We start from the raw sequence: 12,610 nt of genomic DNA on the forward strand, positions 1-12,610 counted from the left end.
CCCGCGATCGGCAACAAACGCTAGGCAATGAACATACGAATCCGCGCTTCTATCGTCATGAAGCCGCACCTAGTCTTCGCCCATGACCGGCCAACGCGTGGCCAGGCTCCGCAGAGAGCCGCCACCACGCCGGTACGGCGGGCGCGAGCCCGGACGTGTTTCCCGGCGCGCGCGGCTCCCCGGTCGTCGATGCCGCAATCCACTTCGGGGGGAGAGAGAACCATGACCAATGCAATCAGCGCACGCAGCGGCGCGGCGGCCAGGACGCACCTGTCGATGGCCGTCGGCCTGGTGCTGGCCACCGCCAGCCTGTCCGCCGCCGCGCAGGACGCGGGCACCGCCCAGGCGGCCAACCAGGACGCGATCAACCTGGACAACGTGATCGTCACCGGCACGCGCGCGCCCAAGGCCGTGGACCGCATCCCCGGCGCGGTCAGCATCGTCAGCCTGCAGGAAGTGCAGAACTCGCTGAGCCTGACCGAGGACGCCACCGCGGTGCTCACCCGCACCATCCCGGGTTATTCCGAATCGACCCAGGCGCTGACCAACTCCGGCGAGACCCTGCGCGGGCGCATCGCGCTGCGCCTGTTCGACGGCATCCCGCAGACCTCGCCGCTGCGCGAGACCAACCGCGCCGGCAGCTTCACCGACCTGGGCGTGATCGGCCGCATCGAGGTGGTCAACGGCCCGTCCGCGGCCGAAGGCGTCGGCGCCGCCGGCGGCATCATCAACTACATTTCCCGGACCCCGGACGAAGGCAGCCACACCACCGTCAACACCCGCTGGAGCACCCAGGGCCGCGACGACAGCGACGGCTGGAAGGTCGGCCTGACCTTCGGCCACAAGGAAGACGCCTACGACCTGCTGCTGGCCACTTCCTTCGTCGACCGCGGCATGGCCTACGACGCCAAGGGCCGCAAGATCGGCATGCGCGGCTCGGGCACGATCAACGATTCCGAAGCCAAGAACCTGTTCCTCAAGCTGGGCACCAACTTCGGCGAAGCCGACATGCAGCGCCTGCAGGTGTCGGTCAGCCGCTTCAACCTGACCGGCAAGGGCAACTACACCGGCGTGATCGGCGACCGCGCCAACAACATCACCTCCACGTCGGTGCCCGGCACGCCGCTCGGCGCCAAGACCGAGTTCAACGACTTCAACCAGATCGCGCTGTCCTACAGCCACTCCGATTTCTTCGGCGGCACCCTGCTGGCCGACGCCTACCGCGCCGACCAGCACATGCGCTACCCGGCCGAGGACGGCGCCGACCGCCAGGACCCGCTGATCGCGCCGATCGGCACGCTGATCGACCAGTCCGAGGTCAACTCCGACAAGAAGGGCTTCCGCACCTCCTGGACCCGCGGCGGCCTGTTCAACGTGGACGGCCTGGAACTGCGCCTGGGCGTGGACCGGGTGAAGGACACCACCGACCAGCGCCTGGCGCTGACCAACCGCGTGTGGGTGCCGCCGATGGAGTACACCTCCACCGCGCCGTACACGCAGCTGAGCTGGGACATCGGCGACCTCACGCTGAGTGGCGGCGTGCGCCGCGAGAGCGGCGAACTGCACGTGGACAGCTACACCACCACGTACTACAACAAGCGCGTGTTCGTCGAAGGCGGCACCCTGAAGTACCGCGAGACGCTGCCCAACGCCGGCCTGGTCTACCGCTTCACCGATACCCTGTCGGCCTACGCCTCGTACTCGGAAGGCTTCAGCCTGCCCAACGTCGGCATCCCGTTGCGCAACATCAACAAGCCGGGCTACAAGGTCGACGGCATCCTCGACCTGCAGCCGATCATCGTGGAGAACAAGGAGATCGGCTTCAACTGGCGCGCCGGCAACGCGTCGGCGAGCGCGTCGTACTACCGCAGCTATTCCGAGCTCGGCGTCTCGCTGAGCACCGATCCGGTCACCGGCGACTTCGTCATGAACCGCGGCCCGGTGCGCATCAACGGCATCGAACTGACCGGCAGCTACGACTTCGGCAGCGACCTCAAGCTGAGCGCGATGTACTCGCACATCGTCGGCAAGACCTGGTTCACCAAAAACGGGCCGCTGGACAAGCGCATGGGCGCCAATGACGTCAGCCCGGACAAGATCGGCATGAACCTGTTCTGGCGCTTCGCCCCGCAGGCCGACCTCAACCTGGGCGCGACCACCCTGCTCTCGCGCACCATCAACCAGGGCCGCAGCGGCGCCGAGCACACCTCCGGCCGCACCCTGCTGGACCTGAGCGTGAACTACGACACCGGCCGCTTCGGCAAGCTGACCCTCGGCCTGGAGAACCTGCTGGACAAGCAGTACATCCTGACCACCTCCGAGGCCAGCAACGCCAACGACGACTGGATGGCCGGGCGCGGCCGCGTGATCTCGCTCTCGCACACCATCGCGTTCTGATCGCTCCACGGCGGTACCCCGGCGGCGGGGAGCCGCCCTGGCGAGCGCCAGTTCCGGCCTCCGACCCACCGGAAGCGGCGCCACGGGCAACTGTGGCGCCGCTTTCTTCTGTCCGATGCCCAACGACGCCGGCAAGCGACGCCAAAGGAAAGGAAAGTTGCTTGTTGCGCTGCGGGAGGGAAGCCCTTCTTGCTTCAAGCAACAAAACCTCATGCCTGAAGCTAGGTCGCCCGCCTTCAATGCCTGCCCCGCCACTCCTAGGCTGGCTTCGCCAGGGGGCCGCATGGGAGGGATGCGGCGGGCCAACCGAAATATCCGAACGCCGCGTCGCGCGGCTGCAGTCCATGCGCTTCTTTTCCAGAACAACAACGAGATAAAGAACATGAAGAAGGTACCGGCGGGTTTGGGGGTATGGGTCCTGGCAGCGGCTGTCAGCAGCAGCGTGCAGGCCCAGCAGGTGCAGGCGGCAGACGGGCAGGAAAACAAGGCGACCGAGCTGGACCGGGTCATCGTCACCGGCGTGCGCGCGCCGAAGGCGGTGGACAAGATCCCCGGCGCGATCTCGATCATCACACCGGAGGAGATCAGGCAGTCGCTGGTCATCACCGAGGACAACACCGCGGTGCTGGCAAGGACCATTCCCGGCTACGCGGAATCGTCGCAGGCGATGACCAACTCCGGCGAGTCGCTGCGCGGGCGCATTCCGCTGCGCCTGTTCGACAGCATTCCGCAGGGTTCGCCGCTGCGCGAAGGCACCCGCAATGGCACCTTCACCGACATGGGCGTGATCGGCCGCATCGAGGTCATCAACGGCCCGTCCGCCGCCGAAGGCATCGGCGCCACCGGCGGCGTGATCAACTACATCTCCAAGGTTCCCGAGCAGAGCGGCAGCGAGACCACGGTCAATGCCCGCTACCAGACCCAGTTCCGCGACGACAGCATGGGCTGGAAGCTGGGCCTGAGCCATGCGATCAAGCAGGACGACTACGACTTCCTGGCCAGCGCCTCGCAGCTGGAGCGCGGCATGGCCTACGACGCGAAGGGCCGCAGCATCGGCATGAATTCCAGCGGCTCGCTGGCCGACTCGAAGTCGCGCAACCTCTATCTCAAGGGCGGCTACAACTTCGGGCAGGACGGCGAGCAGCGCCTGCAGGCGACGTACAGCAACTTCCACATCGGCGGCAACGGCGATTACATCCAGTTGGTCGGCTGCAAGGGACCGCACGACTGGCCGCCCTGCGACACGCCGGTGCCCAATACCTCGGTCAAGGGCCATATCGACGGCCAGCGCGACGCGCTCAACAAGTTCATCCAGTACAGCCTGCAGTACACGCATGGCGACTTCTACGGCGGCACGCTGGACCTGGTCGGCTACCAGGCCCGGCAGGGCATGCGCTTCCTGCCCGAGAACGGCGCCGACCGGCAGCTGGTCAAGCCGGCGCCGGACGATGCCGAGCGCATCTTCGACCAGTCCGAGATCCAGTCGCGCAAGAAGGGGCTGCGCACCTCGTGGACGCGGCCCGGCATCTTCGGCGCGGAGGGGCTGGAGCTGCATACGGGCGTGGACTTCGTGCAGGACGTGGCCGAACAACGCCTGGTGATGACCGATCGCGTGTGGGTGCCGCCGATGGACTACCGCAGCGTCGCGCCCTACGCGCAGCTGTCCTGGGACGTCGGCCCGGTGACCTTCAGCGGCGGCCTGCGCCGCGAGAACGGCGAGCTGGACGTGGACAGCTACACCACCGTGGCCTACCGCAACAGCGTGTTCGTCGAGGGCGGCACCCTGGACTACACCGCCAACCTGCCCAACTTCGGCGCGATCTGGCGCGTGACCGACCAGTTCTCGCTGTTCAGCGCCTACAGCAAGGGCTTCACCCTGCCGGACATCGGCATCCCGCTGCGCAATGTGAACTACACCGGCCAGTCGGTGAAGGGCATCCTCGACCTGCAGGCGATCATCGTCGACAACATCGACGTGGGCTTCAACTGGCGCGGTCCGCGCGGCGCGCTCAGCGGCAGCTGGTATCACTCCACGTCGGACTTCGGCGCCTCGCTGGAAGTGGATCCGCTGACCAGCGATTTCATCATGACGCGCGCGCCCACCGACATCAAAGGCATCGAGCTCACCGGTGAGTTCCGCTTCACCGACAGCTTCAAGATCACCGGCCTTTACACCCACCTGCGCGGCTATACCTCGTTCTGGGGCCCGGACCCGCAGGGCCGCTATGACGCGGGCCCGTTGAAGAAGCCGCTGGGCATCTTCGATGCGACACCGGACAAGATCAACGTCGCACTGGTGTGGAAGGCGCTGCCCAACCTCGATGCCACCCTCGGCGCCAGCATGCTGCGCGATCGCCACCTGACCGGCTCGGCGGTGCGCGAGTACGACGGCGAGAAGTACGAGTACGACGAGAAGATCAATGGCTACACGCTGTGGGATCTGGGCGTGAATTATGATTCCGGCCGCTTCGGCACGTTCTCGCTGGGCGTGGACAATCTGTTCAACAAGTACTACATCCTCAGCGGCTCGCAGGGCGATGGCTGGCAGAACTACTGGGCCGGTCGCGGCCGCGTGGTGTCGCTGAGCTATTCGTACACCTTCCGTTGATGAACGCAGGAGCGCCCGCCATGCGCAGACTCCCGATGCCCCCGCGTACCGCGCATGCGTGGCGGTACGGCGCGGCGCTCCTGCTCCTGCTGGGATCGGCGCTGGCCCACGCCGACGACCGCTGGCAGCGGCTGGACGATTTCCTGCAGGCCAGTACCGGGCCCGGCCGTTTCCCCGGCGCGGTGGCCGTGGTCGAGCACCAGGGCCGCGTCGCCTTCCATGGCAGCTGGGGTCATGCCGACAGCGCCGGCACGCGGCCGCTGCGCGAGGACGCCATCTTCCGCATCTACTCGATGACCAAGCCGGTGACTTCGGCGGCGGTGATGATGTTGGTGGAGGAAGGCAGGCTCTCGCTGGACGACCCGCTGTCGCGCTACCTGCCCGCTTTCGCCGACCGTCAGGTGGTGATCGGCGGCGATCTCGCGCATCCGCAGCTGGCGCCGTCGCCCAGGGCGATCACCCTGCGCCACCTGCTGACCCATACCAGCGGCCTGGCCGCGGCCTCGGACACGCACCCGGTCGCGACCCGGCTGCTGACCGCCGCCGACGTGGACAGCGCCACGTCGCTGGAGGACGCCGCCGCGCGCCTGGCCGCCGTGCCGCTGGCCGACGCGCCCGGCACCCATTTCCATTACGAAGGCAGCAATACCGAGCTGCTGGCGCGGGTGGTGGAAGTGGTCAGCGGCCAGCCGTTCGCGCAGTTCCTGCAGCAGCGCATCTTCGATCCGCTGGCGATGCGCGACACCGGTTTCGAAGTACCGGCCGCGCAGCGCGGGCGCGTGGTCGAACTGCCGACGAGCGACGACGACGGCCGCCTGCGCGTGGCCGACACCGCCAGCGCGCGTAGCCCCGGCGTACGCCTGAAGGGCTATGACAGCGGCGCCGGCGGCCTGTATTCCACCGCCGCCGATTACCTGAAATTCGCGCGCATGCTGCTCGACGAGGGCCGCGGCAACGGGCGGCAGCTGCTGTCGCGCAAGACCGTCGAGCTGATGATGGCCGACCAGCTCGGCGGTTTCGCGCCGGCGGTGCCCAGCCAGGGGCCGGGCGAAGGCTTCGGGCTGGGCGGTTATGTCGTCACCGATCCGGTCGCGCGCGGCCGGCTGGGCAGCGTGGGCCAGTTCGGCTGGTCCGGCGCCGCTTCGACCTACTTCACCATCGACCGCCGCGAACGGCTGGTCGCGATCCTGATGCTGCAGTACCTGCCCGGCAGCGAGCGGCCGCTGGCGTCGCCGTCGACCCGCTTCTACAACCTCGTCTACCAGGCCCTTCCATGAGCTCCACCGTCCTCGTCGCCGGCTCGGCCAATCTCGATTTCGTGGTGCGCGCGGCGCATGTGCCGGCGCCGGGCGAGACCGTGCTCGGCCGCGGCTTCCAGACCTTCCCCGGCGGCAAGGGCGCCAACCAGGCGGTGGCCTGCACGCGCGCCGGCGGTGCCGATACACGCATGCTGCTGGCGCTGGGCGCGGACGATTTCGCCAGGCCCATAGAAGCCTCGCTGGCGGATGCCGGCGTGCGGCTGCACATCGTGCGCGACGCGCAGCTGCCAACCGGCACCGCCTTCATCTGCCTGTCCGACGACGCGGAGAACGCCATCACCGTCGCCCCCGGCGCCAACATGGCGTTGCGGCCCGCGCACCTGCCGCCGCTGGACGGCGTGCAGTGGCTGCTGCTGCAGTTGGAAACGCCGCTGCCCACCGTGCTCGCCCATGCGCAGGCCGCGCGTGCGGCCGGGGTCCGGGTGGCGCTCAATGCCGCGCCGGCGCAGCCGCTGCCGGCCGAACTGCTGGCCGCGCTGGACCTGCTGATCGTCAACGAAGGCGAGCTGGACGTGGTGGCTGGCCACCCACCGGACCTGGCCAGCGGCCTGGCGCGGCTGGACGTGCCGTGCGTGATCGTCACCCTCGGCGCGCGCGGCTGCCTGGCGCGCAGCGAAGGCCGCATCCTGCTGCAGCCGGCGTTCGCCATCGCGCCGGTCGATACCACCGCCGCCGGCGATACGTTCTGCGGCACCCTGGTGGCGTCGCTGGCGCGCGGGCATGCGCTGCCGCAGGCGCTGCTCGCCGCCAGCGCCGCCTCCGCGCTGGCCTGTACCCGGCTGGGCGCGCAGTCCAGCATCCCCAGCCATACCGAGGTCGCCGCCCTGCTGGCCGACGCCGCGCGCGTACCCGGTGCCGACGCCCATGCCGCGCTGGCGGCGTGGTGCGCGCTCTGACCCTTTCAGTTCCGTTGGATGAATGCCATGACCACGCCGTACACCACGCCCGATTACGACAACGAAGCCGCCGACCACGGGCGTGAGGCGATCACCACCGAATACAAGTTCTCGCACGTCACCACCGGCCGCTACCTGCCCACCCCGGGCAAGGCGCCGGCCTGGCCGTTCGCCGACATCGGCAGCTGGATGATCGATGCCAACGCCAGCGCGGCCGACTGGCTCACCGAGCTGAAGGACTGGCGCCGCGAGCACCTGGTGCGCATCGGCTACACCGACGCCAACTACCGGCGCCCGGAACTGCAATGGGCGCAGCGCAACTTCGTGCATGCGCAGATGATGGTCGAGGACCGTTACTTCTTCGACGTGGACAGCGCGCGGTACACGGTGGACCGCTATCTCGATGATCTGATCGCGCGCTTCGGCGGGATCGATTCGGTGCTGATCTGGTACGTCTATCCGAACATCGGCATCGACGACCGCAACCAGTTCGACCTGGCGCACACCCTGCCCGGCGGCATCGACGGCCTGAAGGCCGCGGTGCAGGCGTTCCAGAAGCGCGGCGTGCGCGTATTCCTGCCGGCCAAACCGTGGGACCACGGCACCCGCGACCCGGGCGTGACGCACTGGGACGGCATGGCGGAGATCATCCAGGCCACCGGTGCCGACGGCATCAACGGCGACACCTTCAACGGCGTGCCGCGCGCGTTCTTCGACGCCTGCGACGCCCGCGGCAACCCGGTGGTGGTGCAGCCCGAGTCCACCATCAGCTCGGAAGAACAGCTGATCTGGAACGTGCAGAGCTGGGGCAAGAAGGCGCCGGACGGCCCGGTGCCGCCGGTGTCCAAGTGGAAGTGGCTGGAGCCGCGCCACATGGTCAACTACGAGAACCGCTGGGGCCGCAACCGCAACCACGACCTGCAGTACTGCTTCTTCAACGGCATCGGCTACAACGCGTGGGAGAACATCTGGGGCATCTGGAACGCGTTCACGCCGCGCGACGGCGAAACCCTGCGCCGCATCGCCGCCATCTACCGCCAGTTCCCGCAGCTGGTGGTGTCGATGGACTGGGAGCCCTACCAGGTCTGCTACCAGGGCGGCATCTTCGCCAGCAAATTCCCGGTCGATGGCCTGTGCCTGCACACCTTCATCAACCGCAACGAGTACGCGGTGGACGGCGAGCAGATCGGCCTGCCGCACGTGGACGGCACGCGCTACTACGACGTGTGGCATGGCGCCGAGCTCGCGCCGGCGGTGCGCGACGGCGTGGCGGTGATCGAGCTGCCGATGGAAGCGCGCGGCTTCGGCGCGGTGCTGAGCGCGCGGCCGGGCGTGGCGCTGGACGGCTTCGACGCGTTCATGGCCGAAGCTGCGCGCCGCGCCGAACGGCCGCTCAACAGCCATTCCGGCGCCTGGAAGGCGGCCCCGCAGCAGTTGCGCGCGATCGCGGCCACGCCCGCGCAGGCCACCGCGCCGGAAGGCATGGTCACCGTTCCCGCGGGCGAGTTCGTGTTCGCCGTCGGCGGCGTGGAAATCGAAGGCTTCAACTGGGCCGGCCAGGACGTGCAGTACCCGTGGGAGGATTGCCCGCGCCGCCACCATCGCCGGCGCATGCAGATGGCCGCCTTCCACATCGACCGCCACCCGGTCACCAACGCGCAGTTCAAGGCCTTCATCGACGCCAGCGGCTACCGCCCGGCCGACGACATCAATTTCCTCGCCCACTGGGTGGACGGCGCGCCGCGTGCCGGCTGGGACAACAAGCCGGTGACCTGGGTGTCGCTGGAAGACGCGCGCGCCTATGCCGCCTGGGCCGGCAAGCGCCTGCCGCACGAATGGGAATGGCAGTATGCCGCGCAGGGCGGCGACGGCCGGCTGTACCCGTGGGGCAACGACTGGGACGCGAGCCGCGTGCCGCGCGTGAACCGCGGCCGCCGCATCCTGCCGCCGGACGATGTGGACGCGCACCCGCGCGGCGCCAGCCCGTTCGGCGTGGAAGACCTGGTCGGCAACGTGTGGCAGTGGACCGACGAGTTCGTCGACGAGCACACCCGCGCAGCGATCCTGCGCGGTGGCTCCAGCTACCTGCCGCAGACCTCGCACTGGTATTTCCCGCAGGCCTGGCGCCTGGACCAGCACGGCAAGTACCTGCTGATGGCGCCGGCCAAGGACCGCAGCGGCATGCTCGGCTTCCGCTGCGTGGTGGACGCGGCATGAGCGCGGCCCTGCACGGCGGCCAGCAGCTGGCCGCGCCGGCGGCGGTGCGGCTCGACGGCCTGTTCGGGCAGATGCTCGCCGCCAACCGCGGCGGCCGGCTGAGCCACTTCATCGTGGACGAGGACAGCCCGTCGATCCGCATCTTCGGCCAGGCGCACAAGCAGCAGAACCAGGAAGGCGACTGGTACGGCGAGCACGCCGGCAAGTGGCTGTCGGCCACCGCGCGCGCGGTCGCGCAGGGCGGGCAGCCGCAGCTGGAAGCCAACCTGCGCCGCGTCGCCGACTGGCTGGTCGGCCAGCAGGACGACGACGGCTACCTGGGCACCTACGCCGCCGACCGCCGCTTCACCGTGCCGCAGCCGCCCAGGCCGGAGAGCTGGAACGGCGAGCCGGCGCTGCGTACCTGGGACATCTGGACGCACAGCTACCTGGTCCTGGGCTTCCTGGAGACCTGGCGTGCGCTGGGTGATGACAGCTACCTGCAGGCCGCGCGCCGCATCGCCGACCTGTGCTGGCAGGCGCTGGAGTCGGGCATCGACATCACCACGCTCGGCAACCACCACGGCATGTCGGCCACGGTGCTGCTGGACCCGGCCGCCGACCTGTACCTGGCCACCGGCGAGCCGCGCTACCTCGCCCTGGCCGAGAAGATCCTGCAGCAGGCCAACGCCAACCCGCGCCTGGCCCTGCTCGACAAGGCGCTGGCCGGCGAGGACGCGGCCTTCATCGCCACCGGCAAGGCCTACCAGCTGTGCTGGAACCTGGTCGGCCTGGCCAAGCTGTACAAGGCCACCGGCAAGGACGACTACCGCGTCGCCGTCGACAACCTGTGGCACAACATCCGCGAGCAGCACCTCACCCTCGGCGGCGGCCCCTGGGGCGGCGTGGCGCACCGCTCGCGCGAGGTGTTCAACGCGCCGCGCACCTTCTTCCCGCAGGCCTACGTGGAAACCTGCTCGGTGCTGGCGTGGATGCAGCTCAACCGCGAGCTGCTGGCGATCACCGGCCATGCGCGTTACGCAGACGAGCTGGAACGCAGCGCCTACAACGACCTGCTGGCGGCGATGGCGCCCGACGGCGAGGACTGGTGCTACTACACCTTCCCCAACGGCCGGCGCGTGCACACCACCTACTGGCGCTGCTGCAAATCCTCCGGCGCGATGGCGGTGGAGGAACTGCCGCAGATCGCCTACGGCACCGCCGCCGACGGCAGCCTGCGGGTGAACCTGTACGGGCCCGGCCAGGCGACCCTGCGGCACGCCGAGGCCGGCGCGGTGACGCTGCGCCAGCAGACGCGCTATCCGTTCGACGGCCAGGTCACGCTGCGGGTGACACCGGAGCGCGCCGCCGCCTTCGGCATCGGCCTGCGCATCCCGGCCTGGGCCGAGGACGCGCGCATCCAGGTCAACGGCGTCGACGTGCCCGTGCGGGCGGGCGCGGACGGCTTCGTGCAGCTGCTGCGGCTGTGGCAGGCCGGCGACATCGTCAACGTGGCGCTGCCGATGCGGCCGCAGCTGCAGCGCGCGGCCAACATCAACGTGCAGGAATCGCGCGCGCCGGACGGTTCGCCGGTGGCGCAGGAAGTATTGCGCTGGGAGTACGTCGGCCTCACCCACGGCCCGCTGGTCTACGCCACCGGGCTGATCGACGGCTACAGGACCGACGAGACGGTGAAGCTGCCGGCCGGCGATCCGTCGAACTGGCTGCAGGTCGGCGAGGACCAGGGCGAAGGCGCGCCGGTGACGATGCGGCTGGAATGCCGCGCGCCGCTGGTGTTCGAGCCCTACTACCGCTGCGGCGGGCGCGCGCACGGCGCGTGGCGGCTGACCTGGCTGTCGCTGGCGCCGGTGGAGTGAAGGCGCCAGCCCACGCTCCATTCGCCGCTTTAGGTCCTCGCTGAAAATACCCGCACGGTATGTTTCTTCCCGGCGACGCGAAGGAAACTGCAATCAAGGAATCGAGTGCCCCCCATGTCAGGAAGCCACAGCCCCTCCCCCTTCGACATCGCCCGCCGCGACGGCGCCACCGGCCCGCTCAGCGGCGTGCGCGTGCTCGACCTGAGCGCCTACATCGCCGGTCCCTACGGCTGCACGCTGCTGGCCGACCAGGGCGCGGAAGTGATCAAGGTGGAGCCGCCGGCCGGCGACAACCTGCGCAAGTACCCGTCCACGCTGGAAGCGGAAAGCCGCGCCTTCCTCGGCGTCAACCGCTCCAAGCGCGGCGTGGTGCTGGACCTGAAGCAGCCGGACCAGCGCGCGGTGCTGATGCGGCTGGTGCGCGAGGCCGACGTGCTGGTGCACAACTTCCGCCCCGGCGTGCCGGCGCGGCTGGGCATCGACTTCGACAGCCTGCAGCGGCTCAATCCGCGGCTGGTGTACTGCGCGGTCACCGGCTACGGCGAGACCGGCCCGCTGCGCGACAAGGCCGGCTACGACCAGGTGCTGCAGACCATGACCGGCATGTGCGCGATGCAGGGCAAGCCGGGCGGCGCGCCGGAAATCCTGTATGGCTCGGTGGTGGACTATTACGCCGCCGCGCTGGTGGCCGCGGGCGTGTCCTCGGCGCTGTACGAGCGCGAGCGCAGCGGCGAGGGCCAGTACGTGGGCGTGTCGCTGCTGCGCAGCGCGCTGACCATGCAGTCGGCGCGCATGGTCTGGGCCGAGGGCGAACCGGAAGCGGTGGGCCGCGACATGCGCTCGGGCGGCGTGACCGGCATCCACCCCACCGCCGACGGCTGGCTCTACATCTCGGCCAACACGCCGCATTTCTGGCAGGCGTTGTGCGAGAAGACCGGGCTGCCGGAACTGGCCACCGACCCGCGCTACGACACCGTGCGCAAGCGCGCCGCGCATTCGGACGAACTGCTGGCGCGGCTGCACGCCGCGCTGGCCGCGCGCGGCGCGCTGGAGTGGGAAGCGCTGTTCGGCGAGGACGTGCCGTGCGCGGCCGCGCGCAAGGTCGAGGACATGTTCGAGCACCCGCAGGTGCAGGCTGGCGACATGATCGCCTCGCTGCCGCATCCGGTGCTGGGCAGCTACCGCGGCATCACCCGCCCCATCGTGTTCGGCCGCACGCCCGGCCCGCAGCCGTTCGCCGCGCCGGTGTTCGACCAGGACACCGCCACGGTCCTGGCCCGCGTCGCCGACGACGGCGCCACGCCCTGATCCGGAGCG

7 protein-coding genes are annotated in these 12,610 nt (G+C 69.5%); all 7 read left to right on the forward strand.

The window, feature by feature from the left end; all coding sequences use genetic code 11:
• The first annotated feature begins 222 nt into the window (after positions 1-222).
• The 7 genes from ABTV91_RS01940 (at position 223) to ABTV91_RS01970 (ending at position 12,601) form a co-directional block, all read left to right on the forward strand.
• Positions 223-2,397 (forward strand): TonB-dependent receptor, encoded by a 2,175-nt coding sequence (locus ABTV91_RS01940; RefSeq protein WP_433852964.1) that lies wholly within the window; start codon positions 223-225, stop codon positions 2,395-2,397.
• A 382-nt stretch (positions 2,398-2,779) separates the two neighbouring features.
• Positions 2,780-5,005 (forward strand): TonB-dependent receptor, encoded by a 2,226-nt coding sequence (locus ABTV91_RS01945; RefSeq protein ID WP_433852965.1) that lies wholly within the window; start codon positions 2,780-2,782, stop codon positions 5,003-5,005.
• A gap of 20 nt (positions 5,006-5,025) precedes the next feature.
• Positions 5,026-6,282: a serine hydrolase domain-containing protein gene (locus ABTV91_RS01950; RefSeq protein ID WP_433852966.1), complete on the forward strand. Its 1,257-nt coding sequence runs from the start codon at positions 5,026-5,028 to the stop codon at positions 6,280-6,282.
• Positions 6,279-7,220: a ribokinase gene (locus ABTV91_RS01955; protein ID WP_433852967.1), complete on the forward strand. Its 942-nt coding sequence runs from the start codon at positions 6,279-6,281 to the stop codon at positions 7,218-7,220. Before ABTV91_RS01950 ends, ABTV91_RS01955 begins: the two co-directional genes overlap by 4 nt.
• 27 nt (positions 7,221-7,247) lie before the next feature.
• Entirely contained in the window at positions 7,248-9,437 is a 2,190-nt protein-coding gene (locus ABTV91_RS01960; RefSeq protein ID WP_433852968.1) for a formylglycine-generating enzyme family protein, read from the forward strand.
• Positions 9,434-11,293, forward strand: coding sequence for a glycoside hydrolase family 127 protein (locus ABTV91_RS01965; RefSeq protein WP_433852969.1), 1,860 nt, complete (start codon positions 9,434-9,436; stop codon positions 11,291-11,293). Before ABTV91_RS01960 ends, ABTV91_RS01965 begins: the two co-directional genes overlap by 4 nt.
• A gap of 114 nt (positions 11,294-11,407) precedes the next feature.
• Positions 11,408-12,601 carry a CaiB/BaiF CoA transferase family protein gene (locus ABTV91_RS01970; RefSeq protein ID WP_433852970.1) on the forward strand — a complete coding sequence of 398 codons (1,194 nt, stop codon included), beginning with the start codon at positions 11,408-11,410 and terminating at the stop codon, positions 12,599-12,601.
• Positions 12,602-12,610 lie beyond the last annotated feature (9 nt).

The sequence above is a fragment of the Stenotrophomonas nitritireducens genome, from assembly GCF_050984405.1.
In the GTDB taxonomy this organism is placed as follows: Bacteria; Pseudomonadota; Gammaproteobacteria; order Xanthomonadales; family Xanthomonadaceae; genus Stenotrophomonas; species Stenotrophomonas nitritireducens_B.